The 16,377-nt window shown below is 61.1% G+C and carries 13 protein-coding genes; 7 read left to right on the top strand and 6 right to left on the bottom strand.

Annotated elements, in window-relative coordinates:
* Positions 1-300 precede the first annotated feature (300 nt).
* Genes V6L81_RS04965 through pilG form a run of 6 tightly spaced genes read right to left on the bottom strand, consistent with a single transcriptional unit; the run spans position 301 to position 10,125 of the window.
* Positions 301-753, bottom strand: a complete 453-nt coding sequence (locus V6L81_RS04965) for a chemotaxis protein CheW (RefSeq protein WP_094999869.1) — start codon at positions 751-753, stop codon at positions 301-303.
* Positions 746-6,622, bottom strand: a complete 5,877-nt coding sequence (locus V6L81_RS04960; protein ID WP_271351338.1) for an Hpt domain-containing protein — start codon at positions 6,620-6,622, stop codon at positions 746-748. Before V6L81_RS04960 ends, V6L81_RS04965 begins: the two co-directional genes overlap by 8 nt.
* A gap of 27 nt (positions 6,623-6,649) precedes the next feature.
* On the bottom strand, positions 6,650-8,707 hold the full coding sequence (locus tag V6L81_RS04955) for a methyl-accepting chemotaxis protein (protein ID WP_338660515.1): 2,058 nt from the start codon (positions 8,705-8,707) through the stop codon (positions 6,650-6,652).
* A 41-nt stretch (positions 8,708-8,748) separates the two neighbouring features.
* Entirely contained in the window at positions 8,749-9,288 is a 540-nt protein-coding gene (locus V6L81_RS04950; protein ID WP_094999866.1) for a chemotaxis protein CheW, read from the bottom strand.
* 10 nt (positions 9,289-9,298) lie between these two features.
* Positions 9,299-9,676, bottom strand: a complete 378-nt coding sequence (gene pilH / locus V6L81_RS04945) for a twitching motility response regulator PilH (RefSeq protein ID WP_094999865.1) — start codon at positions 9,674-9,676, stop codon at positions 9,299-9,301.
* A gap of 41 nt (positions 9,677-9,717) precedes the next feature.
* Positions 9,718-10,125 carry a twitching motility response regulator PilG gene (gene pilG / locus V6L81_RS04940; protein WP_095019610.1) on the bottom strand — a complete coding sequence of 136 codons (408 nt, stop codon included), beginning with the start codon at positions 10,123-10,125 and terminating at the stop codon, positions 9,718-9,720.
* A 247-nt stretch (positions 10,126-10,372) separates the two neighbouring features.
* Here pilG and gshB point away from each other — a divergent pair, with 247 nt between their 5' ends.
* The 7 genes from gshB (at position 10,373) to V6L81_RS04905 (ending at position 16,344) form a co-directional block, all read left to right on the top strand.
* Positions 10,373-11,326 (top strand): glutathione synthase, encoded by a 954-nt coding sequence (gene gshB, locus V6L81_RS04935; RefSeq protein ID WP_138738359.1) that lies wholly within the window; start codon positions 10,373-10,375, stop codon positions 11,324-11,326.
* A gap of 76 nt (positions 11,327-11,402) precedes the next feature.
* Positions 11,403-12,302 carry an energy transducer TonB gene (locus tag V6L81_RS04930; RefSeq protein ID WP_094999862.1) on the top strand — a complete coding sequence of 300 codons (900 nt, stop codon included), beginning with the start codon at positions 11,403-11,405 and terminating at the stop codon, positions 12,300-12,302.
* Between the two features lie 154 nt (positions 12,303-12,456).
* Positions 12,457-13,029: a YqgE/AlgH family protein gene (locus tag V6L81_RS04925; protein WP_094999861.1), complete on the top strand. Its 573-nt coding sequence runs from the start codon at positions 12,457-12,459 to the stop codon at positions 13,027-13,029.
* On the top strand, positions 13,029-13,469 hold the full coding sequence (gene ruvX / locus V6L81_RS04920) for a Holliday junction resolvase RuvX (RefSeq protein WP_088378774.1): 441 nt from the start codon (positions 13,029-13,031) through the stop codon (positions 13,467-13,469). Before V6L81_RS04925 ends, ruvX begins: the two co-directional genes overlap by 1 nt.
* 83 nt (positions 13,470-13,552) lie before the next feature.
* Positions 13,553-14,059: a bifunctional pyr operon transcriptional regulator/uracil phosphoribosyltransferase PyrR gene (gene pyrR / locus V6L81_RS04915; RefSeq protein WP_095023228.1), complete on the top strand. Its 507-nt coding sequence runs from the start codon at positions 13,553-13,555 to the stop codon at positions 14,057-14,059.
* A gap of 12 nt (positions 14,060-14,071) precedes the next feature.
* Positions 14,072-15,076, top strand: coding sequence for an aspartate carbamoyltransferase catalytic subunit (locus V6L81_RS04910; protein ID WP_094999859.1), 1,005 nt, complete (start codon positions 14,072-14,074; stop codon positions 15,074-15,076).
* Positions 15,073-16,344, top strand: a complete 1,272-nt coding sequence (locus V6L81_RS04905) for a dihydroorotase (protein ID WP_094999858.1) — start codon at positions 15,073-15,075, stop codon at positions 16,342-16,344. Before V6L81_RS04910 ends, V6L81_RS04905 begins: the two co-directional genes overlap by 4 nt.
* The last annotated feature ends 33 nt before the right edge of the window (positions 16,345-16,377 follow it).

The raw sequence follows: 16,377 nt of genomic DNA, 5'->3' as shown, positions 1-16,377 counted from the left end.
TTATGAGATAAGGGTCAGGGTTGCGAGGTTAAAGGGCAATGCGGCGTTCGTCGAGCAGGGCAACCTGTACCCCCGCTGTGGGAGCGGGCTTGCTCGCGATGTAATCCCTGCGGTGTGCCCGTCAGACCGCGGCGCCTGCATCGCAGGCAAGCCAGCTCCCACAGGTTTTGCAGTGTTCCCAGAATTCGGGGCCTGCCACGAAACTCTGTGGGAGCGGGCTTGCTCGCGATAGCAGCACCGCGGTTTATCTGACTGACCGCATCGCCTGCTCGCGAGCAAGCCAGCTCCCACAAGTGCTGCTTAATCCGCGCTGCCCCGCACCAACCGTTCCAGCGCTAGCAAGTCCGGGATTTTCGCCACATGATCGCCCACCTGTACCGCCGCGCGCTCCAGCGGGCACAGCGGCACGTCGACAAAGCTCAACTGGCTGTCGACCTTGTAGGAGCGCGGGATGCCCTGAATCACCATGGCCATGAATTTGAAATCCGGGTCACCACCCAGCGTGTTGAGGATGACGATCCGCGCCCGCTCACCGATCACCAGTGGCCCGCCGCATGCCGCTTCAAAGCTGATCAACGGCAGTTGGTGGTCGCGCCAGGTAATCTGGCGCAGGTGCCAGGGCGGGGAGTCGCTGCTGGGCTCGCCGCGCTGCCAGCCGATAAGCTCGGCAATGGCCACATTGGGCAGCAATAGATAGCGATCTGCTAGCGGCAGCAGCAAGCCGGTCAGGCTGCCCACGCGATGGTCAAGCATGGAAGTTGCTCCAGTAGGCAATGCGCTCCAGCAGCACGGACTCTTGATAAGGTTTGCCCAGGTAGTCGTTGACGCCAATGGCCATCGCCCGGTTCTGATGTTTTTGCCCGGTGCGCGAGGTGATCATGATGATCGGCAGGTCCTTGAGGCGCGGGTCGTTACGCACGCGGGTAGCCACTTCGAAGCCGTCCATGCGCGGCATTTCAATGTCCAGCAGCATCAGGTCAGGGGTGTGCTCTTCCAGTACGCTCATGGCGTCGACCCCGTCCTTGGCCGTGATGACGTTCATGCCGTTGCGCTCCAGCAGGCGGCTGGTGACTTTGCGCACGGTGACCGAGTCGTCCACCACCAGTACCAGCGGCGGGCGCACGGCCGGGGTGAATTCCAGGGCGCCCACCGCCTCGTGCTGCGCCCGCTGCAACGGCTGACGCGCCTGATGGGCACGGATATAGGCCGGCAGGTCGAGGATCAGCACCACCCGCCCGTCCCCCAGAATGGTCGCGCCCGACAGGCCCTGTACCCCGGTAAATTGCGGGCCGAGGCTCTTGACCACAATCTCCCGCGAACCCAACAGCGCATCCACCTGCAACGCCACGCGCTGGTCCTGGCAATGCACCAGCAGCACCGGCAGCGAATGGCTTTCGCCCACCAGCTTGGGTTTGCCCACGGTTTGCAGCAACTCGCCCAGGTAACGCAGCTCGTAGGTTTGCCCACCGTAGTGATAAAGCGGCGGGTTGAGCTGGTAGTAGCCTTCCAGCTCGTTGGGCATGACGCGCACCACACCTTCAACGGTGTCGAGGGCAATGGCGTATTGTTCGTCTGCGCACTGCACCATCAGAGCCCGGTTGAGCGACACGCTGAAGGGCAGGCGAATCTGAAAATGCACGCCCTGGCCCGCCACCGAATCGATGGTCATGCTGCCGCCCAACTGGCGCACCTCTTCATGTACCACGTCCATGCCGACGCCACGCCCGGAGATCTGGGTGATTTTTTCGGCCGTGGAAAACCCGGGCTGCAGGATGAACTGCAGCACCTCACGGTCGCTGATGCTTGCTTCAGGGTTCAGCAAGCCACGCAGGATGGCTTTGCGGCGCACGGCTTCCAGCGGCACTCCCGCGCCATCGTCGTGCATGTCGAATACTACGTCGCCGCCTTCATAGGACAGTTCCAGGCTGATCAGCCCCTGCTCCGGCTTGCCGCTGGCATGGCGCACGTCGGCCGGTTCCAGGCCATGGTCGACGGCATTGCGCAGCATATGCTCCAGGGGCGCAACCATGCGTTCCAGAACGTTGCGATCGATCTCGGCTTCGGCATTGATCACGCTGAATTCAACCTGCTTGCCCAGCTCGCTGGCAACCTGGCGCACCACCCGCTTGAGGCGCGGCAATACGCGCTCGAACGGCACCATGCGCGTGCCCATCAGGCCCTCTTGCAATTGCGTGTTCACCCGCGCCTGTTTTTGCAGCAGCCCGTGAGCGTCCTGGTAGCGGGCCGTCAGGGTCGCCTTGAGGTCGAGCAGATCGGAAGCTGATTCGAACAGGGCTCGGGACAGCTGCTGCAGCAGGGAATGGCGGTCCATTTCCAGCGGGTCGAATTCGTCGTAGGCCACGCCATCGGCTTCGGTATGCGCGCGGTTGTGCAGGCGACCCTGGGTTTCGATGTCGAGGCGCCGCAGTTGATCCTGCATCCGCTCAAGGGTGGTCTGCATCTCGTTGAGGGCGACCTGACCGTCGTTGACCTGCTGCTCCACACGCCCCCGAATGATCGAGGCTTCACCCGCCAGGTTAACCAGGTCTTCGAGCAGCTCGGCCGGAACCTTGAGGGTGTCCAGCCCGGTGCGCTCACCTTCGGGCACCGGTGCAGGCGCAGGCTCGGGCTTGACCGGGGTGGCAGGTGTCGGCCGGGCGTTACGCTCAATCTGGCGGATTTTCTCGATCAGCACCTGGGGCGAAGGCAGCGCCTGACCACTGCGCAGCGCGTCAAGCATTTGCGCAAGCTGGTCGTGGCAACGCTGCAGCAACACAAAGAGCCCATCACTGGGCGTGATGGCACCTACCGAAATATCCTCGAAAAGGGTTTCAAGCTCATGGGAAAAATCGCCAATCGCGGCGACCTCCACCATCCGCGCCCCGCCCTTGAGGGTATGCAGGTCGCGCAGCAGGTTTTCCACTTCAAGGTGGCTTTGCGGCTCGGCTTGCCAACGCGCCAGGGCCGCACCCGAGCTTTCGAGAATATCGAAGGCTTCTTCGAGGAAGATTTCCTGTAACTGCGGATCTTCATTGCTCGGTGGCGCTTGCGGGGCAACGCTGCCAGCATCAGGCAGGGCTGCACTGTAAAGACGAAAGCCGCGAATCGCCTCGATCAGTTCATAAGGCTCGCTCAACGTTTGCTTGTGCAGCAATTTTTCAAGCATCAGCGCCAGTTGCTCGTGGCTGCGCTCCAGCAGGCGAGCCAGTGCCGGACTGTCACTCAGGCGCCGGTCCAGCAAGCCTTCATACAAGTGTTCAAGCTCATGGGCCAGTTCAGCGATCGGTTCAATACCGGCCATGCGCGCCCCACCCTTGAGGGTGTGCAAATCGCGCTGCAAGGACGACAGCGACGCCAGGCTGTCGGGTGCACTGAGCCAGCGCTGCAAGGCCTGCGCGGCACTCTCGAGGATGTCCACCGCCTCTTCGAGAAAAATCTCGACGATTTCATCATCGATGTCCTCGTCCTGGCCTCCACCCAATTGCCTGGTGGCGGCCCCCAGCTCGGTAACCCGCCCGCCATCACCGCGAATCAGCCCTGTGGCGTCAGGCGCGAGCCCTTCGTGCAGCAGCGCGTGCAGGGTCTGGACCAACTGCGGCTGCGGGGTGATTTCCTGCCCTGCCGCCAACTGGTCGAGCATGTTGATCAGGGCTTCCTGGGCATCATCGGCCGCTTCGAAAAAACGCTCGCTGGGTGCCAGGCTGCTTTCTTCGACCGCGCCATAGAGGTCAAGCAGGGCTTCGCACAGCGCATCCATGGGCTGCAAGTCCAGCAGGTGGGCAGACTCACCCAGGGTGGTCAGCTGATCCAGCAGGCTGTCCAAGCCATCGCGTTCATGGGGGTTCTGGTGCCAGGTTTTAAGCAGCTCCTGGGCATCGAACAGAATATCCATGCTCTCGGCCAGAAACTCGGCAATGCGCTGCGGGTCACGCCTGGCCACCCAACTGCTTGCAGGGCTATTGAGCAGGGTATCCAGGCGGCTGGCGATCAGTTGCTCGGTGCGCTCGATCAGTGAGCGCGCACCCTGGATCTCGGCCAGCGGGTCGCTATCCAGTTGCTTGAGCCCCGCATGCAGCAGGGTGTCAGCTTCCAGCAGCAGGTCGATTTCATCCTCTCCCAGGGCAAGCGTGTGCGCCTTGTATTCACGCACCAGATGGTCCAACGGCGCGGCCAGTTCAGCCATGGGCATCACGCCTGCCATATGTGCGCTGCCTTTGAGGGTGTGCACGGCCAGTTGCAAATCGTCACTGGCCTGCAGCGGCATGTGTGCACGGGCCTGGTCCAGAAAACGGTCAAGGCGCTCAAGGTGGGCTTGTGCTTCCTGACGGAAGATATCCAGCAACTGTGGATCGAAATTGCCGGCGTCCTGGGCAATCAACAGTGGTTGCGGCTCGCCTTGGGCCAGGTGCTGCGCGCGTGCGGCCAGTTGGTCGACGTCTTCGCGTTGACGCTGGCTTTGTTCGGCAAAGGCCTGAATCAGTTCGGGCAGTATGGCCATAACGTCTTCAAGCAGTTGGAAGATCTGCGCAGACGGCGCCACGCTACGCTCAATCACCCGGTTGAGCAGGTTTTCGACCGCCCACGCCAGCTCTGCCAGCACCAGCGCACGCACCATGCGCCCGCTGCCCTTGAGGGTATGGAAGCCGCGCCGCAACTCGGCCAGCGCAACACTGTCCGCCGGGTTGGCGACCCATTGCGGCAGGCTGTCGTGCAGGCTGATCAGGACTTCGTCCGTTTCTTCGAGAAAGACTTCCAGCAGTTCTTCGTCCAGCGGCGCTTCATCCACGGGTGGCGGTAGCAAACTGGCAGGCATGTGTTGCGCCGGAGGATTGAGCGCCGACAGCGGGCTGGCCAGTACATCGGCCAGGCCAGGCGCCTGCAGGTCCGGCATCAGCGATTGCTCTTGGCCGCCAGGCCTATCATCGGACAATGGCACGGGATGCGTCGCCGGCGCGTAACCCAGTGCAGCCAGGCTGTTTTCGGCCCGATCCAGCACCTGCTCGCTCGAAGCACCAGGGTCCTGGGCCAGGCGTTCCAGGTAATACTCAATGCTGATCAACGCATCGGCCAAGTGATCAAGTTGCTCGTGCGCGGGGTGATCAGACCCTTGCAGCACGCGCTCACGCAAATATTCATTGCAGGCTTGCAGCAAGCTGGCCGCGCGATTCAGGGGAATCATCGCCAGCGCCCCGCGGATTTGCGTCAACAGCGCAGGCACGGACTGCAAGTGCTGGCGGTCGTACTCGGCCGCCAGATAATCGCCGATCAGGTCTTTGACTTCTTCAAGGCCGATGCGGGCTTCCTTGATTACCAACTGGTGAATCTGCATCAGGTCAGTGGTGGGCAACCGGCTTTCTTCACGCAGCGAGGGCTCGACGCTGCCGACCATACCGGCCAGGGTGGCCTCGACATAAAGCAGGGCCGAGGCCACATCCATCAACACCGCATCGGTGGGTTCGCGCTGGCCCTGGGCCAGGCTTTGCAACACCGCCAGTTGATCAATGATGACTTTACGCGGTTGCCCGAACCCCAGTACGGCCAGAGTGTCGGCGATCTGACGCAGTGGCGCCATCAGGCTGCTCAGTTCCGAGACATGCAGGCGATCACTGCGCACAAACAGGTCGAGGCGTTCCTTGACCCGCACCAGTTCTTCGCACAACGCCGCCACCACCGAGCGCATGGCATCCCGGTCAGGGCCGGCCAACCGCGCCCGCTCCTCGTCGACCATCGCCGCATCGGGCATGGCCTGATCCAGTTCGTAGTGGTTTTTCAGCGCGAGCATTTTCGTGGTCGGATGCTCGGCCTTGGCAATATAAAACAGCAGGCTGGTCAGCAGTTCTTCGGGGGCAGGATGATTGATGGCCTCGATGCCCTGTGCCAGCAGGCGCTTGAGTTCCTTGTCGGATTTTTTCAGCAGGCTGCGCAGGGCCGGGCTGTTGGGTACCCGACCTTTAAGCATGCCGTCGACCAGTGCAGCGGCAATTTTCCACAAGGCGTTGAGCGGTGCTCCCTGGCAAATGCCTTGCAGTTGCGCGAACACCGCGGCCATTTTTTCCAGGTTGGCCTGCACCGCTTCACCGCGGCGCAAAGCCAGGAACGCGGCCTGCAGGGTGTGGCGCATCACGCGCAGCTGGCTCGGCAAGTCAGCAGGTGCCAGCCGGGCCAGGGCGGCCTTATCCAGGGCGGGCAACACCTGCAAGGGCGGGCTGAACAGGCTGGTTTCCGAGAGCAGGGCCTGGCCACGGGCGCTGCGCAAATCGTTGAGCAACGGCAACACCACCAGGGGCCAGTCGCGCCGGGCACTGTGGACGCGGTCCAGATACAACGGCAATTGGCTGAACGCTTGCTGCAGCAGGCGCAGGGCTTCGTCGAGCTGGCTGACGCGGCCCTCCTGCAGGGCAATCACCAGTTGCTCCATCTCTTCGGCCAGCAAAGCCGCGCCATAGAATTCCACCATCAGCAAACTGCCATGCACCTGATGAATGCAATCCAGGCACTGTTCCAGCACGTCGGCGGCTGGCCGCTGGGCATAGGCGTCCAGCGCCACTCGGGCCTGTTTCAGGGTATGGGCAATTTCGCCTTTGACCCATTCAAGGGCCACATAGTCGTGCCGGTCAACCATAACGACTCCAGTCAGAATTGCAGCGCATTACTGTGGCTCATGGTCTTTGGACGGAGCTGGCAAAGTAAAACCGGACACTGAGCGCCGCAGCTGGCTGGCCATTTTGGCCAGATTGCCGATGCTTTCGGCGGTCGCCGTGGAGCCGGACGAGGTCTGATTGGTGATTTGCTGAATGACACTCATGGTCAGGGAAATCTGCGCCGCCGAAGTGGTCTGCTTTTGTGCGGCATTGGAGATACTTTGAATCAGGTCTGCCAGGTTTTGCGACACCCCTTCGATCTCTTCCAGCGCCACGCCAGCGTCATGGGCCAGACGGGCACCGCGCACCACTTCGGTAGTGGTTTGCTCCATCGAAATCACGGCCTCGTTGGTATCGGCCTGAATGGCCCGCACCAGGGTTTCGATTTGCCGCGTCGCCGCCGATGAGCGCTCGGCCAGGCGCTGCACTTCGTCGGCCACCACGGCAAAGCCGCGCCCGGCATCACCGGCCATCGAGGCCTGAATGGCAGCGTTGAGCGCCAAAATATTGGTCTGATCGGCAATATCATCAATCAGGCTGACGATATCGCCGATTTCCTGTGAGGACTCGCCAAGACGCTTGATTCGCTTGGCGGTGTCCTGGATCTGATCGCGAATATTGTCCATGCCGCGGATGGTGTTATGAACCACTTCATTGCCCTTGTTGGCAATCGCTACGGAACGCTCGGCAACCGCCGAAGATTCGGAAGCGTTGGCCGATACCTCGTCGATCGAATGGGCCATTTCCTGGATCGCCCCGGAGGCCTCGGCAATCTGCTGGGCCTGATGCTCGGAAGCTTCGGCCAGCTGCATGGCGGTGGCCTGGGTTTCCTGTACCGCTGCCGCGACCTGGCCTGCTGTCAGGTTGATGGTGGCCACCAGTTCACGCAGCTGGTCGATGGAGTAATTGATCGAGTCGGCGATGGCACCGGTGAAATCTTCGGTCACCGAGGCGGTCACCGTCAGGTCGCCGTCCGCCAGATCGGCAATCTCGTCAAGCAAGCGCATGATCGCGTTCTGGTTTCGCTCGTTCTTTTCCGCCGTCTCGCGCAATTGGCGATTGGTTTCGCGCACCATCACCAGGCCGATCAAGATAATCGATGCCAGTGCCAGCAAGCCCAGAACATAACCGCCGATGATATCCAGCGAGCGCCCGCTGGCGAGGTTTTCAAAACCATTGGCCAGGGTCGAGGCTTCATCGAGGAGGGTTTGCGACAGGCTGAAAATGTTGTTTGCCGCTTCGCGCACATGGAACAGTTGCGGCGAGGTTTCAAGGATTTCATCCACCGTACCGGACACAAACTGGAACAGCTCGGAAATCTCCTGCAAGCGGGCGCGGGCATCCTTGTCTTCAACCTGGGTAATTCTCATCCCTTCATTGCCTTCGAGCATGCCGTTGAGCACCAGCCCGAAGCGGCTGGCATCACGGCCAAAGGCACCGGCGGCCTGGGCAGCGTTTTCGTCACCGGCCAGCACGGTATTGACCGCACCCAGAATACGCTCGGCCAACAAGGACTGGCGCTGGGCCAGAGCTACCTGGCTGGCAGGGGCGCCTCGCTGCAAAAGGATTTCGACGACTTTTTCGTATTCAACCTGCAACTGCGGCACGGTCTCGGCCAGGGTTGCAGCCACCTGATGCAGCGACAGCACGGTTTGTTCGCTGGCCAGAATGGCGTTGACGTTGTTGAGCAGCAGCTCCCAGTCACGTTGCACCGCCTGCATTTCTTTATGTACGGCTGCAGGAGCAGGAGGCAGGCCGGTGGCCGGGTCGCCTTTTCTCAGATAACCCCAGCGCTGGCTGAAATCATTGCGCGCATCAATCAGCAACTTGAATGCGGCGGCTTTGCCGGCAGCGGCCTCGGTGGCGTTTTTGGCGATACGCTGGGACAGCACCCGCAACTCACCTGCGTGGCTGATGTACTGCTTGTCGTAGTTGGACTGGGTATTGAGGTAAGCAAAGTTGGCGAATAACAGCATGATGAACACGATCAGGGCGATAAAAAGCACGATGATCTGCGAACGACTGCGCGACCCTTCCAGTGGTTTAGCGGTATTGGCTGTGGTCATCGATCAGGTCCCGAAATCCCGTTTTAAAGCTGAAAGCCTGCTCATACGGCCACCGCCCAGAACTGTGGCGCCCGGGCCAGGGCAAACGGGCTGAACACCCACCACAGGTGCTCAGCGGCAAAGTGCCCTTGCACATAAGGTGCAAATACCGGGTGGGGCAAGGTTTGCGTATCCGTATTGAGGTCGGCATGGGCGAAGTGCTGCATGCCCTGCACTTCATCGACCTGCAAGCCGACAAACACGTCTTTGTATTCCAGCACCAATACACGGCGCTGTTTACGCAAGGGTGACAGCTCGACCCCGAAAAAACCGCACAAATCCATGATCGGCAGCAGTTGCCCACGCAAATTGGCCACGCCCTTGACCCAGGGTTTTACCCCGGGCAGCAGGGTGAACCGTGGTTCATGCAGGATCTCGGCAATTTCGCCCATCGGCGCCACAAAACAATGCTCGCCGATGCGAAAACCAATACCGCTCCAGGTGTCGAGCTGCGCCTGTGCAGGCGCCAGACCCGCCGCCAGCGAGCGACAACGCTGGTCGATCTCAAGCAGCAGTTCGAAGGCTGTCAGTGCGCCGGGCATAGGATGACCGTCATTTAGGAGGGTTTTCTTCCAGGATTTGTTTCACCTTGAGGATCAGTTGCTCTTCATCCACCGGTTTGGTCAGGTAGCCCTTGGCACCCTGGCGCTGGGCCCAGACCATGTCGGTTTCCTGATCCTTGGTCGTCACGACGATCACCGGGATCTTGCCGGTTTCCGGATCTTTTGTGAGCTGACGCGTCGCCTGAAAGCCGTTGAGGCCCGGCATCACAATGTCCATCAAGACCACATCGGGCTTTTCCTGACGCGCCAGGGCAACACCGTCTGCGCCGTTTTCGGCCTTGAGCACTACATGGCCGTGCTTTTCGAGCATGCCGGTCAATTTGTACATTTCAGTCGGCGAATCATCGACGATCAGAATGCGAGCCATGGTGTTCCCCATTTATCAGGTGGTTGGCCGGCTGGCCGGTGTTATTGGGCACTTTGGGTGATAGTGAAGGCTGGCACATGTGCCTTGATTGCGCTCAGCAGTTCGTCGCGACTGAAGGGCTTGGTCAAAAATTGATCAGAGCCAACAATCCGCCCCTTGGCCTTGTCGAACAGACCGTCCTTGGACGACAACATGATCACCGGGATCGACTTGAAAGCCCGGTTGCTCTTGATCAGGGCGCAGGTCTGATAGCCATCCAGGCGCGGCATCATGATGTCGACAAAGATAATGTGCGGGTGGTGGTCGACAATCTTGGCCAGCGCATCAAAGCCATCGATGGCGGTAATCACCTCGCAGCCCACGTTTTTCAAGAGTGTTTCGGCGGTGCGGCGAATGGTTTTCGAATCGTCGATCACCATCACCTTCAAGGCGCTGGAATGCTTTTCCATATCTGCTCTACCATCGCCAAGGCGACCCGTTTTGTTACAACTGTACGGCCTGAAACCCCAACTCCTTGATGGACAAGGGCTGCAAGCACTGTGCGAGCCTTTTTAGCACAGTCACGACCTTCAATCTATCGAAGGGCTGCGGGCTGACTGGAGCAGGCGGTTTTTCCTTGACCGGGGCCACACTCAGCGCCACTCTGGCGCCACTTTTCAAAGCCTTTGCGCCCACTATTTATTTGAGGAATTTGCCATGAGCGTTCGAGTCGGGATTGTCATGGACCCCATTGCGGGCATCTCCTATAAAAAGGACAGCTCGCTGGCCATGTTGCTGGCAGCCCAGGACCGTGGCTGGACCCTGTTCTACATGGAGCAGCAAGACCTTTACCTGAATGAAGGCAAGGCCCGGGCCCGCATGAAGCCGCTGAAGGTGTTCGCCAACCCGCAAAACTGGTTTGAGCTGGACGCCGAGACCGACACGGCCCTGAGCGATCTGGACGTGATCCTGATGCGCAAGGACCCGCCCTTCGACATGGAGTTTGTGTACTCCACCTACCTGCTGGAACAGGCCGAGCGCGATGGCGTACTGATCGTCAACAAACCGCAGAGCCTGCGCGACTGTAACGAAAAACTGTTCGCCACCCAGTTCACCCAATGCACGCCGCCAACCGTGGTCAGCCGCCGCGCCGACGTGCTGCGTGAATTTGCTGCCTTGCACGGTGACGTGATCCTCAAACCGCTGGACGGCATGGGCGGCACCTCGATTTTCCGCCACCGAGTGGGCGACCCGAACCTGTCGGTGATTCTCGAAACCCTGACCAACAACGGCACTCAGCAGATCATGGCGCAGGGCTATTTGCCGGCGATCAAGGATGGCGACAAACGCATCCTGATGATTGACGGCGAGCCGGTAGATTACTGCCTGGCGCGTATTCCGGCGCAAGGTGAGACCCGCGGCAACCTCGCCGCAGGCGGTCGTGGCGAAGCCCGCCCGTTGAGCGAAAAGGACCGCTGGATTGCAGCTCAGGTCGGCCCGACGCTGCGTGAAAAGGGTCTGCTATTTGTAGGTCTGGACGTAATCGGTGAGCACCTGACTGAAATCAACGTTACCAGCCCGACCTGCATCCGCGAGATCGATAATGCGTTCGGCACCAATATCGGCGCCCTGTTGATGGATGCGATAGAGCGCAAGCTCGCTGCACGCTGATCTGCAAGCCCTATAAAAGACCAACATTGCGCTATCATGGGCACCCCGTGAAACCCGCGATGTTGGTCTTTTTGCCATGACACCTCCCAACGACCTGCCCCCCGAACTCGGCCATAAAGGCGTGCGTGCGGCCGATCGCCTCGGATTTACCCTGTTTGTCGCGGCACTGCTGCATATTGCAGTGATCGTCGGCGTGGGGTTCAACATGGAAGCGCCCAAACAGATCAGCAAAACCCTGGAAATCACCCTGTCCACGTTCAAAAGCGAAAAAGCGCCGGAAAAAGCCGACTTTTTAGCCCAGGACAACCAGCAGGGCAGCGGCACGCTGGACAAGAAAGCGGTGCCCAAGACGACGGAAATCGCCCCTTTCCAGGACAACAGCGTCAAGAAGGTCACCCCGCCGCCTGCCGCCAAACCCGAACAGACCCAGGCCGCACCCAAGGCCGCCGTGACTACCGTGGCGCCCACAGCAAAAAAAGCCCCGAGCCAGCCGCAGAAGGTCAAGACCGAAGCGGCACCCAAGGCCAGCATTCCAACGTTCGACAGTTCCCAGCTGTCCAGCGAGATTTCCAGCCTCGAAGCCGAATTGGCCAACGAGCAGCAGCTGTACGCCAAGCGCCCGAAGATCTACCGCATGAGCGCGGCTTCGACCATGCGCGACAAGGGCGCCTGGTATAAAGAAGACTGGCGCAAGAAGATTGAACGCATCGGCAACCTCAACTACCCCGAGCAGGCACGCCGGGAAAAGATCTACGGCAAACTGCGCCTGCTGGTGTCGATCAACCGCGACGGTTCGCTGCATGAAGTGCTGGTGCTTGAATCGTCGGGCCAGCCGCTGCTGGACCAGGCGGCACAACGCATCGTGCGCCTGGCGGCACCTTTTGCCCCCTTTACCGGTGATCTGGCGGACATCGACCGGCTGGAGATCATCCGCACCTGGAAATTCGCCGAAGGCGACCGCCTGTCCAGCAACTGAACTACTGTGGGAGCGGGCTTGCTCGCGATTGGATCGCTGCGTTTTAACGTTAAACCGCGCCGCCTGTATCGCGAGCAAGCCCGCTCCCACAAAGACCCAGGAATCTTGAGCTGCAAACTTGTCAGTTCACGCTGCCAGCGCCACACTAAGACTCATGAAAAAACACGCGCCGACTTACCTCAAGCATCAATTCCTGATCGCCATGCCTCATATGGCCGACCCGAACTTTGCCCACTCCTTGACCTACATCGTCGAGCACACGGCCAATGGTGCCATGGGGTTGATGATCAACCGTCCGCTGGAACTGAACCTGGCGGATGTTCTTGAGCAGTTGCGCCCGGAAAAACTTTCTTCACCCCTGTGCCAGCACGTGCCGGTCTTCGGTGGCGGGCCTGTCATGATCGACCGTGGCTTTGTCCTGCATCCGGCAAGCATGAACTTTGACGCGACCGTCGAACTCGACGACGGGCTGGCCCTGAGTACCTCTGCCGATGTGTTGTTCAGCATTGCCGACGGCCGCGGCCCGAACCGCAGCCTGATCTGCCTGGGCTATGCCGGCTGGGATGCTGGCCAGCTGGAGGCCGAATTGGCCGACAACGCCTGGCTGACCTGCCCCTATTCCGCTCATATCCTGTTTGATACCCCAAGCGAGCTGCGCCTCGACGCAGCCGCCAAACACCTCGGAGTGAACCTCAATTTGTTAAGCACCCAAGCAGGCCATTGCTGATGGCCAGCCTTCGTTTACTGCTGGGCTTCGACTACGGCACCCGCTCCATCGGCGTGGCTGTGGGCCAGATGATTACTGGCCAGGCCCGCGAACTGTGCAACCTGAAAGCCGAGAATGGCATCCCCAAGTGGGAAGAAATCGAAAAGCTGATCAAGGAGTGGCAGCCCGACGCAATGGTGGTCGGCATGCCCCTGAACATGGACGGCACCCCGAGCGACTTCTGCGCCCGGGCGCAGAAATTTGCCAATCGTCTGAATGGCCGCTTCAATTTGCCGGTTTTTACCCATGATGAACGCCTGACCACCTTCGAGGCCAAGGGCGAGCGCCGGGCCCAGGGCGGCCAGCGCGGCAGCTACCGCGACAACCCCGTTGATGCCATCGCCGCCAAACTGGTGCTGCAAGGCTGGCTCGACGAAAACCCGGCGCACTCTCAAGACTGACCCGGCGCTTGTACAATTGACCCGCCTCATTGTTTGCGCCCGCCGCCGCACGTTCTGCTGCGCGGGCCTTTTAAGGAGCCACCATGATCCTGCCTGTTCCCGCTGAACTGATCTCCCAGATGGCCCTTGATCTCAAGGCCCACCTGGCCCGTCGCGGTATCACCGAACCACGTTACATCGGTATCCGCACCGGCGGCATCTGGGTTGCCCAGGCGCTGCTCAAGGCGCTGAACAGCGACGCCCCGCTGGGCACGCTGGACGTGTCGTTCTACCGCGATGATTTCAGCCAGAACGGCCTGCACCCGCAAGTGCGGCCTTCCGAATTGCCATTCGAAATTGAAGGCCAGCACCTGGTGCTGATCGACGATGTGCTGATGAGCGGTCGGACCATTCGCGCAGCGCTGAACGAGCTGTTCGACTATGGTCGTCCGGCCAGCGTGACCCTGGTCAGCCTGCTGGACCTGGACGCCGCCGAGCTGCCGATCCGTCCGGATGTGGTGGGCGCGACCTTGTCGCTCAAGCCGAGCGAGCGGGTAAAATTGTCCGGCCCCGCGCCACTGACACTCGAACTTCAAGACCTAGCCCTCTAAGAGACCATTGCGATGACGCCTACAGACGCCAAGCGCCCGCTGCAGCTCAATGATCAGGGCCAGCTGCGCCACTTTCTGTCGCTCGACGGTTTGCCCCGTGAACTGCTGACAGAAATCCTCGACACCGCCGACTCGTTCCTTGAAGTCGGCGCCCGAGCCGTGAAAAAAGTCCCGTTGTTGCGCGGCAAGACCGTGTGCAACGTGTTCTTCGAAAACTCCACCCGCACCCGCACCACCTTTGAAATGGCCGCCCAGCGCCTGTCGGCCGACGTGATCACGCTGAACGTGTCGACCTCGTCGGCGAGCAAGGGCGAAACCCTGCTCGACACCCTGCGCAACCTAGAAGCCATGGCCGCCGACATGTTTGTGGTGCGCCACGGTGACTCCGGCGCCGCGCACTTCATTGCCGAGCACGTGTGCCCGCAGGTGGCAATCATCAACGGCGGCGACGGCCGCCATGCCCACCCGACCCAGGGCATGCTCGACATGCTGACCATCCGTCGGCACAAGGGCGGCTTCGAAAACCTGTCGGTGGCCATCGTCGGTGACATCCTGCACTCGCGGGTGGCACGTTCGAACATGATCGCCCTCAAGACCCTGGGTTGTAAGGACATTCGCGTTATCGCGCCGAAGACCCTGTTGCCGATCGGCATCGAGCAGTACGGCGTGAAGGTCTACACCGACATGACCGAAGGCCTGAAAGACGTGGATGTGGTGATCATGCTGCGCCTGCAGCGCGAGCGCATGTCCGGTGGCCTGCTGCCGAGCGAAGGCGAGTTCTACCGCCTGTTCGGCCTGACCACCGCCCGCCTGGCCGGGGCCAAGCCTGATTGCATCGTGATGCACCCGGGGCCGATCAACCGGGGGGTCGAGATTGAATCCGCGGTGGCCGATGGCCCGCACTCGGTGATCCTCAACCAGGTGACCTATGGCATTGCCGTGCGCATGGCGGTGTTGTCCATGACCATGAGCGGGCAAACCGCCCAGCGCCAATTCGAACAGGAGAACGCCCAGTGAAGCTCAGCATTCTCGGCGCCCGTGTAATTGATCCGACCAGCCAGCTGGATCAAGTGACTGACCTGCACCTGGAGGCCGGCAAGATCGTTGCCATTGGCGCAGCGCCAGCCGGTTTCACCCCGACGCAAACCATCGAAGCCAAAGGCCTGGTGGCCGCCCCCGGGCTGGTTGACCTCAACGTTGCCCTGCGTGAACCGGGCTACAGCCGCAAAGGCACCATCGCCAGCGAGACCCGCGCGGCTGCGGCCGGTGGCGTCACCAGCCTGTGCTGCCCACCGCACACCAAGCCGGTGCTGGACACCTCGGCCGTTGCCGAGCTGATCCTTGACCGCGCCCGCGAAGCCGGTAACTGCAAGGTGTTCCCGATCGGTGCATTGAGCAAAGGCCTGGACGGCGAGCAACTGGCCGAACTGATCGCCCTGCGTGACGCGGGCTGCGTGGCATTTGGCAACGGCCTCAACAGTTTCAGCAACACCCGCACCCTGTGCCGGGCACTGGAGTACGCCGCCACGTTCGACCTGACGGTGATCTTCCACTCCCAGGATCGTGATCTGGCCGAAGGCGGGATTGCCCACGACGGTGCAATGGCTGCGTTCCGAGGCTTGCCGGGCATTCCGGAAACCGCCGAAACCGTAGCCCTGGCCCGCGACCTGCTGCTGGTTGAACAAAGTGGCGTGCGCGCACACTTCAGCCAGCTGACCAGCGCCCGTGGCGTGGCCCTGATCGCTCAGGCCCAGGCTCGTGGCCTGAAAGTCACTGCGGATGTAGCCTTGTATCAGTTGATTCTGACTGACGAAGCGCTGGTGGATTTTTCCAGCGTTTACCATGTGCAACCGCCACTGCGCACCCGCGCCGACCGTGACGGCCTGCGCGAAGCTGTGAAGTCGGGCGTGGTGCAAGCCATCTCCAGCCATCACCAGCCCCACGAACGCGATGCCAAACTGGCACCATTCGGCGCGACCGAACCGGGCATGAGCAGTGTTGAAGTGCTGCTACCGCTGGCGATGACATTGGTGGAAGACGGCTTGCTCGACCTGCCGACGCTGCTCAACCGCCTGAGCGCTGGCCCGGCTGACGCCTTGCGCCTGCCAGCCGGCAAGCTGGCAGTGGGTTCGGCGGCGGACCTGGTGCTGTTTGACCCGGCGGCCTCGACCCTGGTCGGTGAACAATGGCACTCCAAAGGCGACAACTGCCCGTTCCTCGGCCATTGCCTGCCGAGTGCCGTGCGTTACACGCTGGTAGATGGGCGGATCAGTTACGAAGGCTAACGCGCTACCAATAACCTGTAGTCGTGGGAGCGA

The organism is Pseudomonas bubulae, from assembly GCF_037023725.1.
Taxonomy (GTDB): domain Bacteria; phylum Pseudomonadota; class Gammaproteobacteria; order Pseudomonadales; family Pseudomonadaceae; genus Aquipseudomonas; species Aquipseudomonas bubulae.
Note: the sequence above shows the minus strand (reverse complement) of the source record. Positions and strands in the feature narration are given on the sequence as shown.